The sequence below is a fragment of the Microcoleus sp. B4-C1 genome (assembly GCF_036705285.1).
Taxonomy (GTDB): domain Bacteria; phylum Cyanobacteriota; class Cyanobacteriia; order Cyanobacteriales; family Microcoleaceae; genus Microcoleus.
In genome coordinates, this window is record NZ_JAUBUC010000018.1 from 45126 (window position 1) to 65982 (window position 20857).

Genomic DNA, 20857 nt, shown 5'->3' on the forward strand with positions numbered 1-20857 from the left:
GGGATTTTCAGATTCGACGGAAGTTTTTGGAAGATAGTCGTTGGCTAGGTAGGGCCTTATTATCTCAACTACTGAGCGGATATTTGCTGACTCATAAAACCAAGTATTTGTCCGCACTTTTAACCAACAAAAACCATACTAATTTGTCGCAGGTTCGGGAAAAGGCATTGTGGGATCTGCAACAGGGGGTGGTGAATCAGGTGCGATCGAACTATCTGAATAGTTGTCACTGCCGCTTGGTATTGCAGGCTCAGGCGATCGCTCGATCGGCGAGGCTATTACTGGTGACGGGGATTCCGACGACGGCCAGGTTTCAGCGCTAGCACTCTCAGGGGCAGGTGGGGCGGGTGCGGCGGGCGGTTCTGGAGGCAGGGGCGCAACTTCCGGTACCGGTGCGGCTTCTGGTTCGGGCTCTGGCTCGATTTCGGTTTGAGGCTCTGGAATGAGGGACTCAGAAGGCTCCTCTGCGGGTTCTGGCGCCGGGGATGGCTCAGATTCCGCTTCGGGATCTGGGGCGGGAGTTTCCTCGTTTGGAGACTCAGAAAGTTCGGCGCTAGTTTCTGAGGACTCGATTTGTTCGGGAATGTTGCTGCTGTCTAAGGGGGGTTTGGGGAGCTTGTTGAGTTCGATGGGGTAGAGAGGGGTGCTTTCGACAGACGGCTGTCCGAACATCGGCTCTGATAAATCGCGGGATTTGAGCAAATCTTCGAGAGATGGGAAGGATTCAATTTTGGGACTATTACTGAGACTGGTGCTGTTGTAGTGCGATGCTAGGTCAAAACCCATCCAGCCTGCAATTGCAGCCGTTACCACAAATGCCACAAAAGTCAACTGCGGCGGGGGAGGTGCGGGCAATCTTAGACTTTGCTTGCCTTTTCTTTTTACTGATACTCGCTCTGTTTCTTGCAGCATGGTGAGCCAATTTTCCACTGTCTGAGGGCGGTTGTGGGGGTCGATTTCGAGTCCCTGAAGGATGGCTCGCTCGATTCCTGGGCTGAGGTTGGGCTGAAATTGCCGTAAGTCAGTCAAGGGAATGCGATCGCGCAGGGGTGCTGCTACGGGCGCCACGCCGGAGAGTAAGTAGTAGAGGGTGGCGGAGATCGCGTAGATGTCAGTGGCCGATGTACATTTACCGTCATGGAGGTATTGTTCGATCGGCGCGTACCCAGGGGAGAGCAAGTTGGTGTGGGTTTGCTTGGTGCCGGCGGTAAAGCCGCGGGCAATTCCGAAATCTATTAACATTACTACGTGAGAATCGGCTCGCCGGATAATATTTTCTGGCTTGATATCTCCGTGCAGCAATCCGCTGTGGTGAACTGTACTTAAGGCTGAGGCTATTTGCCGAATATAGTGCAGGGCCTGGGCTTCTGGGAGCGGCCCATCGGTTTCGACTATTTGGGCGAGAGTTTGGCCCGGAATGTAGTCCATTGCAATAAAAGACTGTCCGGCTTCTTCAAAAAAGTCGATTACCCTGACTATGTTGGGATGCTGACACCGCGATCGGTGTTGGGCTTCGGCAATAAACTGCTGCTGAAATTGGGCAGATTCTGGGTGTTGGCGCAGACTTTCGTTGAGGGTTTTGAGTACGACGGTTTGGTTTAAATGGGTGTGGATAGCTCGGTAAGTGATGCCGAACCCTCCTATGCCTAAAGTGGCGTTAATTGTGTATTTGCCCTGTTGCAGGACTGTTGCTGGCGCTAAGTTCATCTTCAGTTGATGCCGTTTCCCAAACTATGCTACCGCCTTTGGGTTATTTCGCAGAGTTAGGGGTGAGGTTCGATCGATCGGCACCCTAGTTTGAGCTTTAGCTCTGCTATATCTTTAATCTTGGCATCCCCACGTCATTTTATCTGTAGTAGCGTGAAACTTCACGCTCCGGCTTTCCAATAATAAAAATCCCGCTCTTGTGGAACGGGAAAGCCATCAGGGTGCATCTATAATGATCAGACTCTAACTTATGGGGGGTACAACCCCTCATTGCTTTAGCAAGTCTTTAAAATTAGCCGATTTTTGTAAAAATTTAGGTTTTATGTTGACTTATGAGCAATCTTATGAGCACTAAGATTGCCGGATGGCGATCTTGAGCTTGGGGAATTGACACTCTCACGTCTGATGTTGCTCCCAGAGTCAAACATTACAGACCAGATTACCTTTTTGGCTCAGATGAAGTTCAGGCGAGCGGCATAAAATAACAAAGAGGCATCGTATCGGGCTTAATCTTGAGACTGCACATGGCTCAAACCTTGTAAATAAAAAGGCTGTAAGCATTCTCCCGACATTTGTAGCCCACAGCCATCAATGCTTCAATCGCTGTTCGCGTTACACAGCAAGGCCTGGAGGCAAGCTCAAGTTCCCCCCTTCGGGGAACTTGAGCTTAAGTTGTCACCAATGGGGTCTTCCTAGTAACGAGAAGCGATCGATTAGCAATTAGCAGCAATTAGTAATTACTTATTCTTTGGTTTGAAAATGTCTGTTAAACAATCACATTACGAGACTTTACTAGCAGAGTACAGCGAATCTTCTGCCGCGATCGCCCTGCTGAAAAAATATCGGGTTTACATGGAAATGATTCCGAGTATCCGCCGCGCCCATGAGAGTTTAATCACAATTCCTTTGCCAATTGCGCGCTTGCGGGACGGGGTCTCTTATGCCGGAAGCAGCGGCACTAGCATATCGCCCGGACAGGCAGTTTGTTTGCCCTGCGATTTGGCGATTTTGATGTGCGATCCTGAATGGAAAGTTAAAATTGGAGTGGAAATTTTGATTTTCATTCATCGTCCGGGCGAAGAGTTTTCTGAGTTGCTTGGCCGCTGGCGGCAGTCTCAGGTTTGGCTGGATAAAGGTTACGAATGGGTGATGCCACAGCGCTACAGACATATTTACAGCGATGAAGCTGAGGCTGTTCATCCGCTATTTGTTTTGTTTGAGGAAACGCCGGAACTGATTCAACGGGGTTTGATGGCGGCTGGTTTGCCGTTTGTGGTGGAAAGTTTCGAGTCTGGGAGTGAGGAAGTAGAGGAGGAAGAGTTTCTCGGTAGCGGGGAACTGGGAAGTATTGGTGAAGAGAGTTTTGATTTGTAGCCTTCGCAATGAGCCGTTTTTGGCAGCCCGCTAGAAAGTCAGTGTAATAGCTCTGACTTTCAATATTTTAAGGCATCAGAAATTACACTGACATCCTATTTAACTTGACTTACTAATTTTGAATTACTCTCTCAGTCTTCTAAATCTAGAGATAATCTCAGCTCCTGTGCAATCAGCTTGTCTTCTTTTCGATCAAGTATTCTCCACTTTTCTTCACTGAGATTGGGATCCTTCAGTCTCTCTCTCAAGTCTCGCAATTCTTCTTTTACATTCTCATGCCATTCCTGTCTTTCCTTTTCATTCATTGGTGATACTTTTTAATAATTTTCTTAGTCGATTCTAGCATTAGTAAATGGATTTGGGTACTAACCGCAGGTGTGGATCACCGAACCTGTACTAATAGGTACTAATTTATAAAGACCCGGAAACGCTCGATTTAGCAGTTAAAAACGTTTTAGAATGGTTTGATCGAAATGCTGCATGAAGTTGAGCTGCCTCAGTTTATTCGCAGCCGCATGACTTTTGCCTATTGAGTCGCGGCGGGTTGACAAATACCCCCTCCATCCCGCCGTAAAGGTTTTGTATTTATTGACGCGGACTTGATTTTAGCTGTTAGCTGAAAATTGCGATCTGATTTCGGTGATAGTGAATAAATTGTGAATGCCTTTTTTGTGCAGCATTGCATCGGCTTCGAGATAGCCTCTAGCGGGTCAGCAAACGTTGGCTTTCATGCTGGTTGCGTCACCTAAAGTAAAGGTGTGAGTTGAGATTTTGCCCTGGAACATGATATCATCAGCGTGTTCTATTTGGTTTGTTAATTTAATGGAATTTGATTTTAATATATAATTTACTAAATGAACCGCAGAGAACGCAGAGACCACAGAGGGGAGAGAAAGAGCAAATTAGAATTTATTGATATGAGTATAATTTACTATTAAACGGGAGCTATTGAGATGAGATTGTTAAAATCTTGGCGTTTATTTTTATTAGGTCTAGTTTTTGGGATGGCTGTAATTTTATCAAATTGCAGCACCACCTCAAACACGGTTAGCAATAATTCTTCAACTCCGACAACTCCTGCTCCGGTTCCGGCTGGGGCTTTAGTTTACGGTGCGGGCGGGCCGCCGATCAACCTGGAACCGGGAAATATTACTGATGGCAATTCGGTGATTGTTATCGACCAAATTTACAATCGATTGACTGATTTCAAACCGGGAACTGTGGAAGTTGAGCCGAGTCTCGCTACTGAATGGTCAAGTTCTAAAGATGGTAAAACTTGGACTTTTAAGTTGCGTTCCGGGGTAAAGTTTCACGACGGTACGGATTTTGACGCGGAAGCTGTTAAGTTTAATGTGGATCGCTGGTGGGATGCCAAAAATCCTAACGGTTTTCGAGAAGCGGGCAAGACTTATCCGATTTGGAAAAATTTATTTGGCGGGTTTAAGGGAGAAAAAGATTCTTTAGTAAAAGATGTGGCGGTTGTTGATAAGTCTACAATTAAATTTGTTTTGAATCGACCTTTTGCGGCTTTTCCCTCGGCGATAGGTTCCGCTTATTTCGGGATGGCGAGTCCGGCGGCGGTGAAAAAAGCGGGTGCTAAGTACGGCACTCCGGGGTCGCTGGCGGTGGGTACGGGGCCTTTTGTGTTTCAGGAATGGCGATCGGGCGATCGCATTGTTTTGGAGAAAAATCCGAGTTATTGGAAAACTGGGACGCCAAAAGTCAATCAATTGGTAGTTCGTTTTGTTGATGATCCGGCGGCGAGACTGGCTCAGTTGCGAGCAGGACAACTTGATTTTACTGTGGATTTAACGCCGGATCAACTGCAAGAAGTTCAAGGAGATCCTAATTTAGAAGCTGTTGTGCGACCTTCTTTTAATGTCGGTTATTTAGGGTTAAATCCGAGTTACGAACCTTTGTCAAAACCGGAAGTCAGGCGGGCGATCGCCCAAACAATTAACAAGCCCGCCATAGTCCAAGCTTTCTGGGGAGAACTCGGAAAACATGATTCGCAATTTCTTCCGCCTGCGCTGAATTGGGCGGTGTCCGATCAAGTTAAAGATTATGAATTTAACCCGCAGCAAGCTAAAGCAATGCTGGCGAAAGCTGGTTATCCGAACGGTTTTGATTTGGATTTGTGGTATATGCCGGTCAGCCGTCCCTATTTTCCCACGCCGAAGCCGATCGCTGAGGCTTTGGCGGCGGATTTGAGCGCGATCGGGATTCGGGTAAAATTGCTGACAAAGGATTGGTCTGCTTATTTAGCCGATCGGCTTAAACCTCCCGGCTTTCAAGCTTTTATGTTGGGTTGGACGGGCGATTATGGCGATCCAGACAATTTTTATTATCCTCACTTCGGGCCGGGTTCGACGGCGGATTTGGGAAATTGGAAAAATCCGAAAGTTCTGGAACTTTTGGATCGGGGGAGGGCGAGTGGGGATAAAGCAGCTAGGGCGAAAATTTATGCGGAAGTTAGCCAGATTTTGCATGGGGAAGCTGTGCGTTTGCCGATCGTACATTCGCAGCCACTTTTAGGGAAACGCAAGAATATTCAAGGTTGGATTCCGAGTCCTTTGGGGTCTGAGTCTTTTGAGGATGTTAGTCATTAGTCAGCAGTCATTAGTCATTAGTCATTGTATTAAATATTATTTGTAAAATCCGCCCCAAAAATGTTAGACTAGACAAAATTCTCAGTTAAATGCTCCCAGAGAACTATGCAACTTACTGAAGAGCGATACTACTCGATCGAGGAATATCTAGCATTAGAAGAGGCTGCTGACTGCAAAAGCGAATACATTGATGGTGAAATATTTCCTATGGCAGGTGGCTCTACCAATCATAATCGGATTGCTGGCAATTTCTATGCCGCGTTAAATTTTGCTTTCAAAACAGAGGATTATGATGTTTTCATGAGTGATGTCCGCTTGTGGATACCCAAGAAGCGCATCTATACCTATCCCGATGTGATGGTAGTGATTGGAAAGCCGGAGTATTATAATAACCGCACGGATACGATTACCAATCCCAGAGTAATTATTGAGGTTTTGTCAGCTTCAACTAAAGGATACGATCGCAGTAAAAAATTTGAAGGATACCGCACAATTCCCACTGTTGAGGAATACTTATTGCTCGACCAAACTCGGAGATATATCGAACATTTTTCTAAGAGGGATAATAAACGATGGTCGTTTGCTGAGTACAATGAATTGGATGAGGCGCTCGCGCTCGCTTCAATACCGTTTCAAATTTCAATAGCAGATATATACAACAAAGTCAAGTTTGAGCAGGTAGATGCAGAAACAACACCAGAAGTCGGAGAGGTTTAAGTTCTGTTCCTAAAAGAAGTAGCGAACCACTTGCGCTATGTCTAATTAAAACAAATGATTAATTATATTGCTAAACGCTTGCTGGGACTATTGCCAGTCCTTTTCGGAATCACTCTGCTAGTATTTATATTTTTGCATTTGATACCAGGAGATCCAGCTACAGTGCTTTTGGGAGAACGGGGAACTCCCGAACAGGTGGAAATTTTGAGAGCGAGATTAGGTTTGAATCAGCCTTTGCCTTTGCAATATTTAGTGTTTTTATGGAGTTTGCTGCGCTTGGATTTGGGAAATAGTATTATTAGCGGTATTCCCATAATTGATGAAATTACAAGTCGCTGGCCTGCTACTTTTGAACTGTCTGTGGTGGCGATGTTGGTGGCACTTATTATTGGAATTCCGGCGGGGATTTTGGCGGCTGTTCGGAAAAATAGCTGGCTGGACAATCTCGCTATGAGTGGTTCGTTAATTGGCGTATCTTTGCCAGTGTATTGGTTGGGATTGATGTTGATTTATTTGTTTGCTGTTTATCTGAAATGGCTGCCTCCTAGCGGGCGAATTAGTGTAGATTTGGGGTTTGGTTTTAAGTCGATTACGGGTGTTTATGTTTTGGATTCTTTGCTGAGGTGGGATTTGGCGGCTTTGCGGGATGCGATCGCCCATTTAATCTTGCCAGCTTTGACTTTAGGAACTATTCCTCTGGCGATTATAGCTCGCATCACTCGTTCTGCGATGCTGGAAGTGCTTTCTCAAGATTACATCCGTACTGCTAGGGCGAAGGGATTGCCGGAATATTGGGTGATTTTGAAACACGCTTTGAAAAATGCGTTTTTGCCGATCGTCACAACTATCGGTTTGCAGTTCGGCACTCTTTTAGGCGGCGCTATTCTGACTGAAACGATTTTCTCGTGGCCGGGAATTGGTTCTTGGATTTATAGCGGTATTCTGACGCGGGATTACCCAATTGTCCAAGGAGGAGTAATTTTTGTGTCTGTGACTTTTGTACTGATTAATCTGGCGGTTGATATTTCCTATGCTTTTTTCGATCCGAGAATTCAGTACCGTTAATTTAAAGGAAATCAGACACGAAATGCTTGTTTAACATCCGGCCGCAAGAGGTAGTAAATGCTAGCCACAGCAAAACCCAGAGTTAAAAAATTGACTGCTGTACCGCCGCTGCCAAACATTTTGGCAATTTGCGCGAGGGTGGCGATGATATGGACAATTAACGTTCCCGTCCAAGCCCAATTTTTGAGTTGAAACAAACCCCAAGTTAAGAGTAAGGAGAGGAGGCCTAAAATAAAACTGATTCCCGCAAAAATTGCAATGAAGCCCCCGATTACAGTGCCAACTTTCGCCCCGCCGACAGCCGCACCGATACCGCCAAAAATGCCAGCAAAAAGTAAGATGAACAAGCCGTCAAGGAGGCTGAAGACGCCGCTAATTAGCTGCAATATTGCCAAAACTGTTACGCTTTGAGGACGATTCATTGTTTTTATTTTCCATTTTTAACGGATTTGAAAAATATTTTAACCTGTTGTGGGGACAGGGCGGATATGTATTCAGGACTTACGCACCGCTAACCGTGAAACCGGGTTTATGAGAATTAAGTGTGTCCATACTGTGTCGTTACGAGCTTAGCACTGGCAGATCCCGCTGCGATAGCTAACACGAGTCCGCAATGACGTACTGTAGTCGATCGCCCGCTGCCAGATCCGCCTTTGTTGCTGCTCAGGCGCGCGCCCCGATCTCCCAAAAATGATATTATTTATTAAAATATATTTTCTTTTGCCAGCAGCCAGGAGCGATTTTGTTTAGATCCACCTCTTTTGGCTGAAAAAACTTAACATTTTTTAATAACTTGCAAAGATTAGCTATAATTGTTTACAGGTGCTGGTTGGGGAACTTTTTATAAATCACCCGATCGGATGAGTCTGAAAGACGATGCCAAGCATCAGCAAAAATTTTACCTTTAAGGTAATCCTGAGATTAAATTAGGTGAGTCGGTATGATCGTTAGCCCTAAAAAGGAAACTGCTCAGGTCAAGGTGGAAGATACTCAGACTGTAGACACCAATCAGACTGTAGACACCAAGGCCGCAGAGACCAAAATTGCAGATAAAAAAACCGCCCAAAAGCAGTCTCCGAAGAAACCCGCGCGCAAACCGCAGCGGTGGGCGATTGGGTTGGTTGCAGCCGGGTTGCTAGCTGTACCGACCACAATATATATAGCAAAAAGTCGATCGCAGCCGAAAGTAGATGCGATCGCCACTATGACAGTGCCGGTGGAGGCGCAAAACCTCACGGTGCGGATCACGTCGAGCGGCACCGTGCAGCCCGTACAGCGCGTGAATCTCAGCCCTAAAGGCTCCGGCCGGATCGCAGAATTATTTGTCGAACAGGGCGATAAAGTCGAAGCAGGACAAATCGTGGCCCGCATGGAAAGCCGCGATGTAGAAGCTCAACTCGCTCAAGCTAAAGCCCGCGAAGCTAGCGTGCGAGCTAGACTCGCCAAAATTGAAGCCGGGAATCGATCGGAAGACATCGCCAGCGCCCGAGCGCGCTTAGATCAAGCCGAAGCCAGTCTCGCGCAAGCCCAAGCCGGCAGCCGCGTTGAAGAAGTGGCAGGAGCCAGAGCCCGCTTGCAGCAAACTCAAGCTGGCTTGCAACGACTGCGAGCCGGCAGCCGTGTTGAAGAAGTCAGCCAAGGGCGAGCTCGTTTAGCCCAAGCTCAAGCTCGTTTAGCAGACGCTCAAACTGGTAGTGTCAAACAAGAAATTGCCCAAGCACAAACGCAAATTGACTCGAGTAAAGCCCAAGCCGAACTAACAGCTCAACGGGTGGAACGCAACCGACCTTTAGTTGAAGAAGGTGCTCTGGCTAAAGATAAACTGGATGAATTAATTAAAGAAAATCGCACTGCCCAAGCTAAATTAATAGAATCTCAAAGACGCCTGCAACAACTACAAGAAAGTCGGGAGTCGCAAATTAAGCAACTGCAAGCTGCTGTGCAAGTCGAGCAGCAAGCATTGAACCAATTGCAAAACGGCACGCGCTCCGAAGAAATTGCGAGAGCCGAAGCAGAAGTTGCCGAAGCTAGAAGCAAATTAGCGCAGCTAGAAAACGGCAACCGTCCAGAAGAAATCGCCAAAGCCGAAGCAGCAGTTGCTGAAGCCAAAAGCCAATTGGCGGCACAAGAAAACGGTTCTCGCCCGGAAGAAATAGCTCAAGCTCAAGCTGAATTAGAGGAAGCTCAAGCTCAAGTCCGCTTTCAAGAAGTGCAGTTAGAAGATACGAAAGTTCGCGCTCCTTTTGCTGGAATTATTACCCAAAGATACGCCATTCAAGGAGCTTTTGTAACTCCGGCCACTTCGGCATCGGAAGCTACTTCGGCAACTTCGACATCGATTGTCGCTCTAGCTAGAGATGTGGAGGTTTTGGCGAAAGTCCCGGAGGCTGATATCAGTCAAATTAAATCGGGTCAAGAAGTTGAAATAGTGGCTGATGCTTATCCAGATAAAGTGTTTAAAGGTCGCGTTAAATTAATTGCGCCGGAAGCTGTTAAGGAACGGGATGTGACGCTATTTCAAGTGCGAGTTGCCATTGATACGGGCAAGGATTTCTTGCAATCGGGGATGAATGTAGATTTGAGATTTGTTGGTCAAAAGCTGAGCAATGCTTTAGTTGTGCCGACGGTGGCAATTGTGACTAATAAAGGTCAAACTGGTGTGCTGGTTCCTGATGAGAAACAACAGCCGCAGTTTAAGCCTGTTACGGTTGGATCGACTATTGGCAACAAGATTCAGATTTTGGAGGGTGCAAAAGCGGGCGATCGCGTTTTTACCGAACTTCCTCAAGGTAAAAAGCTGGAGGATATTATCAAGAATCAGAAATAGGGCATGGGGCATAGGGCATGGGGTATTATTTATCTCGATCGCTCTAGGGTGTTTTCTTTCCCCGGAGATCCCCCCTAACCCCCCTTAAGAAGGGGGGGACAAGAGCAGTCAAAGTCCCTCTTAACAAGGGGGGACAAGAGTATTCAAAGTCAACCCCTACTCCCCTTATTAAGGGGGATTTAGGGGGATCGAGACTCGGCTACAAGCGAGTTTATTATGGGTTTAAATATTAAGTTGACACCAATAATCCCAATCCCAAATCCCAAATCCCAAATCTAAAATCTAAAATCGAATAATCCAATCCCCAATCGAAAATCTAAAATCTAAAATCTAAAATCGAATAATCCCCAATCGAAAATCTAAAATCTAAAATCTAAAATCGAATTATGGATATTGTTGAAAGCGTCAAAATGGCTGTCACAACTTTGATGGCAAACAAGCTTCGCAGCACCTTGACGATGTTAGGAATTATCATCGGCAATGCTTCTGTCATTTCGATGATCGGTATCGGCGAAGGAGCTCAAACATTTATCGAAGGACAGGTTAACTCTCTGGGTTCAAACTTGCTATTTATTATTCCCGGAAGTCCTGAAGCACAAAGCCGCCCGGTGATTCCGCCCCAGACTTTAGTAGTGGAAGATGCAGAGGCGATCGCATCTCAAGTTGCTTCTGTCGAAGAAGTCGCACCAACTCTCAATGATAGTCAACTCGTTACCTACCGCAACAAAAATGTCTCATCTTCCATTGTCGGAACTACCCCAGAGTTTCTGACAGTCAGAAGCTTTGATGTTGCCCAAGGTCGATTTTTAAACAAATTAGATTTAGAAAGACAAGAAAATGTGGTTGCTTTAGGATCGGAAGCAGCCGAACAATTGTTTGGTAATACACCGCCACTTGGTCAATACATCCGCATCAAAAACTCGACTTTTCAAGTGATTGGTGTCATGCAGGCTAAAGGCTCAAGTTTTGGCGACAATCAAGATATGAATGTTTATTTGCCGCTGACAACAATGGCAAACCGAATTGTTGGTCGCTCGTCTCCATACGGTACAAAAGTAACATTTATTTCGGTTTCCATTAAAGATGAAAGTATGATGCAAGCAGCCCAATTTCAAATAGAAAATTTGCTCAGGTTGCGTCATAAAATTACAAAAGAAGATGATTTTACTGTTCGCAACCAGAAAGATTTAATGAATACTTTGGGCAGTATTACTGGTGCTTTGACGTTGATGCTGGCTTTCGTGGCGGCAATTTCGCTGTTTGTCGGCGGCATCGGGATTATGAATATCATGCTGGTTTCGGTTACTGAACGCACGAAGGAAATTGGGCTGAGAAAGGCGATCGGAGCTTCTCAGCAAGATATCCTGATTCAGTTTATGATCGAGTCTGTGATTTTGTCAGCGGCAGGCGGGGCGATCGGCACTGGATTCGGTATCGGCGGTGTGCTTTTAGTAGCTGCTTTTACTCCTCTGCAAGCTAGTGTTTCCCCAATGGCGATCGCACTTGCAGTCGGTGTTTCCGGCAGTATCGGCTTATTTTTCGGCATCGTACCTGCAAAACAAGCGGCTAAACTAGACCCGATTGTGGCATTGAGAAGTGCTTAATTAGTTTGTTGACGGTTGACGGTTGACGGTTGACTGTTCATGGTTGAGTGTTCACGGTTGACTGTTGACTGTTGACTGTTATAAAAATAACTAATAAGTCATATAGCAATCCTAAATCATTTGTGAATTTCTTACTCCCTCCCCTTAGTAAGGGGAGGGTTGGGGTGGGGTAAAAAATTTACGACTCATTTAGGATTCCTATAACTCATAATTAATAACTAATAACTCATAACTCATAACTAAGTATGAATTTTATTGAAAGCGTCAAAATGGCCGGTCAAACGCTACTAGCCAACAAAACTCGCAGCAGTTTAACAATGATCGGGATGATTGTCGGCAATGCCTCAGTAATTGCGATGATTGGAATTGGAGAAGGAGCTCAAAAATTTGTAGCAGGACAAGTTCAATCCCTGGGTACAAATGTATTAATCGTGAGGCCTGGAGTTCCCAACGCGAGGCGAAGTACCATCTCAAGTGCGCCTCAAACTCTCGTACTGCCAGATGCAAAGGCGATCGCAACTCAAGTCCCATCCGTTCAAGGCGTGTCAGCAGAACTTAACAGTTCCGAAATAGTTCGCTACAGCAACAAAAATGTTTCGTCTCTAATTTTTGGCACAATTCCAGAGTTTCTAGAAGTTAGAAGCTTTGAAATGGCAAAAGGGCGGTTTTTGACCGAACTTGATGTTAAGCAAAGTAACCAAGTTGTAGTGCTCGGTTCAGAATTGGCCGAGAAACTTTTTGGCAATACAAATCCCTTGGGCGAACAAGTGCGGATCAAAAATGTCAGCGTCAAAGTAATTGGAGTATTGGCGCCCAAAGGCACATCTTTTGGTACGAATTTTGATAATTCCGCCGCTGTGCCGATCACCACAATGGCCAATCGCATAGTCGGGCGCACATCTCCCTACGGTTTGGCTGTCACATCGATATTTATTTCGATTAAAGATGAATCGCAAATGGACGCGGCGCAATTTCAGGTGGAAAACCTGCTGAGATTGCGGCACAAAATTACTACCGAAGATGATTTTACTGTCAGAAATCAGAAAGATTTAATGGCAAGAATGGGGGCCATTTCCGGCGCTTTGACTCTGATGTTAACTGCTGTTGCCAGCATTTCCCTATTAGTCGGCGGAATTGGGATTATGAACATTATGCTTGTGTCCGTTAGCGAACGCACTCAGGAAATTGGGCTCAGAAAGGCGATCGGCGCATCCCAACAAGACATCTTATTTCAATTTATTGTCGAAGCTGTAATTTTATCCGCTGCCGGAGGGATAGTCGGTACTTGCGTAGGTGTCGGCGGTATCTTGCTTGTAGGTAATTTCACGCCTTTGCAAGCTGGAATATCACCCGTGGCGATCGCCCTGGCTGTCAGTGTATCCGGTGCAGTAGGCCTCTTCTTCGGCGTTGTCCCCGCCCGCCAAGCCGCCAAACTAGACCCGATCGCAGCTTTGAGGAGTGCTTAATAAATATTTACTTACTCAGTTACACAATCCGCGCCTTTTCTGCTGGTAAAAAGTATCTTGCTCTAAATATAAAAAAACTGTTTTTTTTGTGAAAAATTAGCAACCTTGCAGTATCTGAGTCAGTTTTAATGTCTGTATATTTACGGATATTCAAAGCGCAAAACTTCATAAAAAGCCCGTTAAATTTTAAATAAAGCTTGGTTGTGACGTTTACGTCTCAACCAGAAAGTTTAATATTATTAAATAAGGGGTAAACACACCTAAGCATCTACAGATGGTACGAACCTTTGCGCTTTAATCAAAATATCCAATAAATAAACATGGCATCCCTGACCCCCAGTCCTAACTTTGACTATCTTGAAGGAACCATCCAACCAGACAGATTTAACGCCTTGGATGGCAACGACATAATTTATGCCAACAGCGGAGACGACTATCTCGAAGGCGATGTCGGCAAAGACAAAATCTGTGGCGACCAAGGTAACGATACGATTTTTGGTGGTGCAGACGACGACATCCTCTGGGGGGGCAAAGGCAGCGACCTAATTAGTGGCGATTCCGGCAACGATCTCATCTACGGTGGCGCAGGCAGCGATACCATGAGTGGTGGCACAGGCGATGATATATTTGCCATTGCTAAAGGCAGCGGTGGCCCAACTGTAGTCACAGCCGACTACATCGCCGACTTCGGCAACGGGAATGACAAAATTCGATTGCTAGACGGCCTGGGCTTTGAAGATTTAAACATCCAGCAAGGCACCGGCGCTAACAGCAACAGCACCATAATTCAAGACAAACTCACGGGCGAGTATGTAGTAGTATTGCCGGGAGTCAACAGCAACACAATCAACCGCGACCAATTCACCAATCAGCTATCGGGAAACCCTGTCATTGAGTGGAACGGAGTCATGCTGAATGCAGTGCGGACAGACAGTACCGCGCCTCCCCTCGCCTCCCGCAACATGGCAATGGTTCACGCAGCCATTCACGATGCTGTTAACTCGATCAGCAAAAAATACAGCCCTTACCGGGTCAACATAGATGCACCAGCAGGCACATCAGCAGAAGCTGCCACAGCCGCAGCAGCCCACGGCGTCTTAGTCAGCGTCTACCCAGCGCAAGCAGCCACATTCAACGAAGTATACGCATCGTCTTTAGCTAAAATTACCGACGGCAAAGCTAAAGAAGACGGGATTGCCCTCGGACAGCAAGTTGCTGACCAAATTATCAGTTCGCGGAATACAGACGGCATCGCCAAAGTAGTGGAGTACAACCCCTCAAGCAACCTTGGCAGTTGGGTGCCGACTCCCCCCGCCCTTGCCGCCCCGCTGGCACCACAGTGGGGAGAAGTTACTCCCTTTGCGATGACTAGCGGTTCTCAGTTCCGCCCGGCTGCCCCGCCCGCCCTTGACAGCGCGCAGTACGCAGAGGAAGTTAACTACGTCCAAGAAATCGGCAAAAGTGACAGTCTTACGCGCACCCCAGACCAAACTGTGATCGCAAAATTCTGGGCCAACGGCGCTGGGACGTTTACGCCTCCGGGCCACTGGAATCAAATCGCCGAAGAAACAGCGACTCTCACTGGTCAATCCTTAGAAGATAGCGCCCGCTTATTCGCCCTGCTGAATATTGCTCTCGCCGATGCAGCTATTAGTTGCTGGGATGCCAAGTACCAGTACAATTTATGGCGGCCGCTGACAGCTATCCGCCAAGCTGACACAGACAACAACCCCAACACGACAGCCGACCCCCTGTGGACGCCTCTGCTAACTACTCCGCCGTTCCCTGAGTATACCTCGGGCCACAGTACCTTTAGTGGTGCCGCTGATCCTGTTATGAGTGCTGTATTTGGTTCAGATTACGGCTTTGCCGATCGAGGCGATCCATCTGTCAACACTTTGCGAACCTATCAAAACTTCAGCGAAGCGGCCGACGAATCGGGTATAAGTCGAATTTACGGAGGGATTCATTTCATGAGTGCTAACGTAAATGGTTTGAGTGCGGGTAGAAATCTGGGGAATTATGTTCTCCAGAATTTCTTAACAGCCTAGGAAAGTTGGGACGGGTTTACGAGATTGCTGAGATGTTGCACCATTTTCAATAATCTTTTTAGGAACAGGCATCTTGCCTGTTCCACAAGAAATCAACTCTTTGTGGAACAGGCATCTTGCCTGTTCCTAATTATTCCAGCAGTTCTACAGTGCCGAGATACCCATCTACTCGCACTTTTTGACCGTCTCGGAAGCGAGTTGTAGCCTCAGCAATATTCATAACTGCGGGAATTTTGTACTCGCGAGCGATTATTGCTCCGTGAGATAGTTGGCCGCCAACTTCGGCGATAATTGCTGTTGCTCCTAATAGCAGCGGTGCCCAACCTGCATCGGTGTAAGGAACTACTGCGATCGCATTTTCTCCTAAATCCGTGCTCGCAGTGCGGCAAATCTTGACAAAGCCTTCGACACTACCAATACTTGCTGGAATTCCCTGGATGATATTAGTTTCCGATGTTGCGGAGTCGATCGCCCTTCTGTGAGAATTTGGCAGCAAATTGCCGTATACAACAGGGGGAATCGGGCGATCGCGATCGGCTACCAGGCGATCGCGCCTTTCCCTAATTGTATCCTGAAAAGAAACACTCGCGCCGCTGCGAATCCACTGCTGAATTTCCCCAAATTCCAGATAAAAAATATCCCCGTTTTCCTGAAACACCTGCATTCCCAACCCGCAAGCTTCAATCTCCAAAAAAGTCCACCGTAAATGAGCCAACAACCGCGCGTAGATTTCGCTAATTTCGTTTTTGACGATCGCTCTTTCCTGACATTTATCTAGTCGCCACTTCTGCCCAAAAGTCAATCCTAATTTCCGCTTTTCGACTAAATTAGTTTCGGCTTTTTGAGCCATATTTATTAGCAGTTTTTGGTAAACTTCCGGTTGTTCTCGCCAAGTAGGAACAGCGATATCCGTTCCCACCTCGCTCAAATATCCGTAAATATCAAGCCACTTTTCAAAGTCTCCTTGTAAAGCCGGACTTGCCGCAAATGTCTGTGCTAAATGTGCGACTGAAACAGTTTCGTCAGACTGCGAAACAGCAGCTTGCCGCAATTTCTGAGCCAACTGCTGCAAAGCTCGCACAGAAGCAATTTCAGGAGCGGTGTCATTAGCCAGCCAATCATCATTAACGCGAAAAATTGCCTTGCGAATAGCCAGCCCGATCGGCCCTAATATATTGTAGTAAGTAATCGGTTTCAGCCACTCCTGAATTTGCTCCGCTCTCTCCAACAATTCCGTTAAATCCGTTGCCGAACTTCCTTCTTCCTTCTCCAGACTTTGCAGTGCCGGGAGGAAAATAGAAGTACGATCGCCCTTAAATTCTGCATTCAGCGCCCTCTCCCGCTGCACCAGACGCCACAAACCAGGCAAAGAAGGCAAAATCTTCCCCAAAGGCGGCTTGCCCATTTTTTGCCCTCTCAGCAAAAATTCCAAACCCTGCTCCGGCAATCCCATCATCCGAAAGATTTCGCCCAACAAAGTCGCATTAAAATAGGCGTGAGAACCCAGCAAAGTTGCCGTTTCATTAAAGTTTAAGCCGATCGCGCGATCGCCCAAAACCACCTTGAAAATCTCCCCCCAAACCCCGCAAGTCAGCGGCCGATTAATCGACCAAGTTAGCGGGCGAATTGCACCGGGAATCACTTCTGCTGCAATAGTGCGCGTCCAAAAAGGCTGCAAATTAGTAATTGGGCGACTTTGCAAAATCCACACTTTTTCCCCGTCCCAACTCCACTCAATATCCTGCGGGACTCCGTGAAAAAATGCTTCAATTGCTTGGGCTTGTTTCACCAATTCTGCTAAAATGGATTGAGCAATAATTGAATTACTTTGAACTTCAGTTAATTTTTTTTCTAATGATTCAGGTTGACTAAAATCAATTTCTAAATGAACCGGAGTACATTGTCCGCCGACAACAGCTTCTGCTCCTCCCGGTAAAGCTTCAATAATTACCTGGGAACCGCCATCTAAAGGATTGCGACTGAACATGACTCCCGCAAATTGGCTGTCAATATAAGGCTGAATTAATACAGCCATTTTGGTGTCTGGCAATTGTCGCTGTCGGCGGTAAGCCACTGCTTCGGAAGTCCAATAAGACTGGCGGCAGCGATTAATGCCGTCGAGTAATTCTGCTTCAGTGAAAACAGGGCCAATAGTTTGATATTGTCCGGCGGCTGAACTCGTATCGCCATCTTCTCCTGCAGCAGAAGAGCGCACAATCATTCGATTTTGGATTTTGGATTTTAGATTTTGGATTACAGAATTAGGAATTGACAATTCCTCACCATTTTCTAGATGCCCGATGCCCGATGCCCGATGCCCAATGCCCGATTCATTCAATAATATCCAACCATTAGGTACATTAAAACCGGCGCGTTTCATTTGAGACAATTTAGCCGCTTTATCGCCGCACATTGCAGCATCTAACGAGTCATCAAGAGAAAACAATTGTTCTGATTTAGATAAAGCCATATCATCACCCTGACTGAAATTAATTGCTGCTAACAACAAAGCTAATCCTGCTGCTGCTAAAAATTCGGGCATTGATTGTCGCCACACCCAAACCCAGATTGGGGTACACAGACACCCACAACGGGAAGCAAAGAGTCTCGCCCGATCGCCCTCACCCCACCACCGCTGTGCCAAACCCCACACCAGCAGCCCCCAAATGCCCGATGATACAGCCACCGGCGGCGAAAATACCAAAAGACCCCAAACAGCGTTGGTCACACCTCCACCTCGGGCGATCGCATATCTGCCCGCCACTAGAGGAATTAACAGGGCGATCGCGATCGCCGGTGCATCCGGGAAGCAAAATCGCCCCGCCAACACCGGCAGAATACCCCTGGCAATTTCCGCCAACACCGCCGCAATTCCCGCTAATTTCCCCCCGTGAATGAAAGCAGCCGACACCCCCACATTCCCCGTGCCCAGCGCCCTCAAATCTCGGCGGGTAAAGACTCGTACCGCCCATCCCGTTAGCGGTAAAGCACCCAGGCTGAAACTAGCAGCAAACAGCAATGCTATTGTCCCCAACGGCATAAAATCAGCTCTCCTATTTTCAACCTCTAAACATTATGACGGCAATTATGTCAATTTTTCTGTCTTCCGATATATCAACCAAACGGCATTAACACTTAAGATAATGTAAAAGTAGAGTAGATAAGGATTTAACTATCATGACAGATGTCAGCTTGACGACCCCAATAGCAGTTCTTGTCGCTGGCTTTATTGCCGCAGTTACGATCGGCTCGATCGCCTGGTACAACTCCAAGCGCCCACCCGGTTGGGAATCCAAAGAACGTCCTGATTTTGTACCGAAAGTTGATAAAGACGATTTGATTGCTGATGTTTCTGACTCCAAAGGTAAATAAAACAAAGTTTCTTTAGAGCAATAAAAGCAGGACTTGTGCATTAATTAATGAAAAAACTCGGTCAGTGCGAGTTTGTCAGTGCCAGCCGGAGCGCTGCAATTTCAATGGTTCATTTTCCCATTTTTTGCACAAGTCCTAGAAATTTAAAATCCCCATCTAAAATCTACAATCAGGTGCGTCCCTAAGCACTTTACATATACAGGCATAAGGCTAAAAAGTAGTTTTAGACGATACATATAGCGTAAGGTGCGCCCAGTGCACCTACAGATGCTGCGCGTAAGACTGATATAGAAGTTCTGGGTAAGTCTTGTGAATATTGTGTAGGGACTATTCAGAAAAAGCCCCTACAAATTGGCTATACCGCGCCAGTTTTAATTGCTTATTTTTGCAGCGGATTGAGTTTCGTCACCGAGCTTTCCTTGGCATCTTCAGCGCTATCTTGGAGGAAACCAGAAGCATCCTTAAAGGCGGCGCCTACTCTCTCTAAAATATTGGCATCGGGATCGCTGCGATCGAATACGGGTTGAGCCTTAGCCGGCTGTCCGTCTGGCGCTTCTAACAGAGTTTTATCTCCGCCGAGTTCGAGGTCGAACTTGTCCGTTTCCATCGGTGCAGAACCGGGATAAAGCAGCTTTGAGGAATTAGATTCAGCGGTAGTCGCAGCCAGGAGACGATCGCCTATAATCGACAAATCAGCCCGATTTTTTTCTGCTTGAGCAGGCGATTGATTGACTTTAGGATCGGTGGAGGTTTTATAATTCGTGTATCCATCACCGCCACCCTTGTGAGGGTTATTCATTCCTCCAGCTTGAACGGGAGGATTGTCAGGCCGAGCACCTCGAACATCGCCCGAATTGCAAGCGGTGCTGATAAACAGCAGCACACCTGCCATAAATACAGTCAAAAATTGACTCAAAATTTGACCGATACGCAGTCTTTTAAAAAAAGCAGTTACAGTGTTCACAAAACTTTTCCAAATTTTTACTACTACTTGTCAAGAGTAAAAGTCAACTCCCCATGCCTGCCTCTAACGGCGGTGATATTTTGGTGCGGGTTGCTACCGACTTTTTTATAACTTTAGAGGGATTTCATTAACGGCGGAGATTTTTCCCAAGCAAAGCATAATGGTAGGGTGCGCCAGTTCCAATAGTTGCTGGAATTGAAGAGCTTTTTTGTTTCTGACCCACCCTACAAGCTCCTAATTAGGGAATTGTTCTACTTTCGCTTCAGCTTGCAAAGTTAGCACACCAGCTTCCACATTTAGCTGCTGAATTCGCAGGGACATTCCCTCAATTTCAAAATTTCGCAAGTTTAAAACCTCACCAGCTTTGTCCGCCAAAGCTGCTGTTAACTCCGGCGAAAATTCCTTGTTTTCGGGATACTCGACATCCTGAAGAGAAATTGCCCAACCGCCCGCTGCGATCTGAGGTTTTGAGGTAAAATAAATTTTTTCCGTGGAGGCAGTTTCTCGCACCAATACCTCAGCATTTAAAGCGATTTTTCCGTCTAGCAATTGGCACTCAATAGTTTTAACGTCTATTGTCAGCAGTTGTCCCTCAACAGTAACTTTTAAGTTTTTCAGTTTCCTGCTGATGTATTCGGAATTAAAAGCGCGGTTGATATCGCTTTCTGTTAAAACTGCGCGCGCCCCACCGAAGGCAGGCCCGTTCAGTTCAATTTTGCCAAACATAGCGGTGAGGGGATTGACAGCAATATCCTTGACGTGAATTTGCAATTCTTCCACGCGCAAATCTTGTTGCATTACCAATCCTTTGCCCTCCACGGCAACGGCCTCTACTTCTCCCTGGGCTAGCTGGCCAGGATCGGTGTTAACTGTGACAGACAAAGTTTCGGATTCGTCTAATTTGCTAGCAATAGCAATCTCTGCCACTTTGTCGATCGCCTGTTCCCCTAAACTTCTATTTTGTTGAAGCACGCTCAGAATTCCTAATAATATTGTTTTCAAATAGTAGTTAATACCTAATTGAGTTAGCGTCTTCCTCTTGGGAGGTTTCTCGTCTGAAAAAAACTCAGCCAAAGACAGAGGGTTTCCAGAAAATTGCTA

The 20857-nt window shown here is 46.4% G+C and carries 15 protein-coding genes; 9 read left to right on the forward strand and 6 right to left on the reverse strand.

The window, feature by feature from the left end; translation table 11 throughout:
• Positions 1 to 138: 138 nt before the first annotated feature.
• Positions 139 to 1707 (reverse strand): serine/threonine-protein kinase, encoded by a 1569-nt coding sequence (locus QUB26_RS10055; RefSeq protein ID WP_333241408.1) that lies wholly within the window; start codon positions 1705 to 1707, stop codon positions 139 to 141.
• 759 nt (positions 1708 to 2466) lie between these two features.
• Between QUB26_RS10055 and QUB26_RS10060 the strand changes: the two genes are divergently transcribed.
• Complete coding sequence (locus QUB26_RS10060; protein WP_333042238.1) at positions 2467 to 3081, forward strand: hypothetical protein; 615 nt, start codon at positions 2467 to 2469, stop codon at positions 3079 to 3081.
• Positions 3082 to 3212: 131 nt separating this feature from the next.
• Here QUB26_RS10060 and QUB26_RS10065 read toward each other — a convergent pair whose 3' ends face one another.
• Positions 3213 to 3386 (reverse strand): hypothetical protein, encoded by a 174-nt coding sequence (locus QUB26_RS10065; protein ID WP_333241411.1) that lies wholly within the window; start codon positions 3384 to 3386, stop codon positions 3213 to 3215.
• Between the two features lie 648 nt (positions 3387 to 4034).
• Here QUB26_RS10065 and QUB26_RS10075 point away from each other — a divergent pair.
• The 3 genes from QUB26_RS10075 to QUB26_RS10085 all read left to right on the forward strand — a co-directional run bounded on the left by QUB26_RS10075 (position 4035) and on the right by QUB26_RS10085 (position 7472).
• Positions 4035 to 5690 carry an ABC transporter substrate-binding protein gene (locus QUB26_RS10075; RefSeq protein WP_333241415.1) on the forward strand — a complete coding sequence of 552 codons (1656 nt, stop codon included), beginning with the start codon at positions 4035 to 4037 and terminating at the stop codon, positions 5688 to 5690.
• A gap of 105 nt (positions 5691 to 5795) precedes the next feature.
• On the forward strand, positions 5796 to 6407 hold the full coding sequence (locus QUB26_RS10080; protein ID WP_333241417.1) for a Uma2 family endonuclease: 612 nt from the start codon (positions 5796 to 5798) through the stop codon (positions 6405 to 6407).
• 54 nt (positions 6408 to 6461) lie between these two features.
• On the forward strand, positions 6462 to 7472 hold the full coding sequence (locus tag QUB26_RS10085; protein WP_333241420.1) for an ABC transporter permease: 1011 nt from the start codon (positions 6462 to 6464) through the stop codon (positions 7470 to 7472).
• 11 nt (positions 7473 to 7483) lie between these two features.
• Here QUB26_RS10085 and QUB26_RS10090 read toward each other — a convergent pair whose 3' ends face one another.
• Positions 7484 to 7894, reverse strand: coding sequence for a hypothetical protein (locus QUB26_RS10090; protein WP_333241423.1), 411 nt, complete (start codon positions 7892 to 7894; stop codon positions 7484 to 7486).
• A gap of 518 nt (positions 7895 to 8412) precedes the next feature.
• Between QUB26_RS10090 and QUB26_RS10095 the strand changes: the two genes are divergently transcribed.
• The 4 genes from QUB26_RS10095 (at position 8413) to QUB26_RS10110 (ending at position 15420) form a co-directional block, all read left to right on the forward strand.
• Complete coding sequence (locus QUB26_RS10095) at positions 8413 to 10299, forward strand: efflux RND transporter periplasmic adaptor subunit (protein ID WP_333241426.1); 1887 nt, start codon at positions 8413 to 8415, stop codon at positions 10297 to 10299.
• Between the two features lie 386 nt (positions 10300 to 10685).
• Positions 10686 to 11903: an ABC transporter permease gene (locus QUB26_RS10100; protein ID WP_333056064.1), complete on the forward strand. Its 1218-nt coding sequence runs from the start codon at positions 10686 to 10688 to the stop codon at positions 11901 to 11903.
• 245 nt (positions 11904 to 12148) lie between these two features.
• Positions 12149 to 13369, forward strand: a complete 1221-nt coding sequence (locus QUB26_RS10105) for an ABC transporter permease (RefSeq protein WP_333241486.1) — start codon at positions 12149 to 12151, stop codon at positions 13367 to 13369.
• 320 nt (positions 13370 to 13689) lie between these two features.
• Positions 13690 to 15420, forward strand: a complete 1731-nt coding sequence (locus QUB26_RS10110) for a chemotaxis protein CheB (RefSeq protein WP_333241431.1) — start codon at positions 13690 to 13692, stop codon at positions 15418 to 15420.
• A gap of 130 nt (positions 15421 to 15550) precedes the next feature.
• Here QUB26_RS10110 and QUB26_RS10115 read toward each other — a convergent pair whose 3' ends face one another.
• Positions 15551 to 18460: a glycerol-3-phosphate acyltransferase gene (locus QUB26_RS10115; RefSeq protein ID WP_333317761.1), complete on the reverse strand. Its 2910-nt coding sequence runs from the start codon at positions 18458 to 18460 to the stop codon at positions 15551 to 15553.
• A 137-nt stretch (positions 18461 to 18597) separates the two neighbouring features.
• On the opposite strand from QUB26_RS10115, the gene psb35 reads away from it, so the two are divergent.
• The gene (gene psb35 / locus QUB26_RS10120; protein ID WP_333157259.1) at positions 18598 to 18792 is read left to right on the forward strand and encodes a photosystem II assembly protein Psb35; all 195 of its coding nucleotides are present in this window, start codon (positions 18598 to 18600) and stop codon (positions 18790 to 18792) included.
• 379 nt (positions 18793 to 19171) lie between these two features.
• Here the strand turns inward: psb35 and QUB26_RS10125 are convergent, their stop codons facing one another.
• Entirely contained in the window at positions 19172 to 19756 is a 585-nt protein-coding gene (locus tag QUB26_RS10125; RefSeq protein ID WP_333317763.1) for a DUF6658 family protein, read from the reverse strand.
• 234 nt (positions 19757 to 19990) lie between these two features.
• Positions 19991 to 20728, reverse strand: coding sequence for a DUF2993 domain-containing protein (locus tag QUB26_RS10130; protein WP_333317766.1), 738 nt, complete (start codon positions 20726 to 20728; stop codon positions 19991 to 19993).
• Between the last annotated feature and the right edge of the window lie 129 nt (positions 20729 to 20857).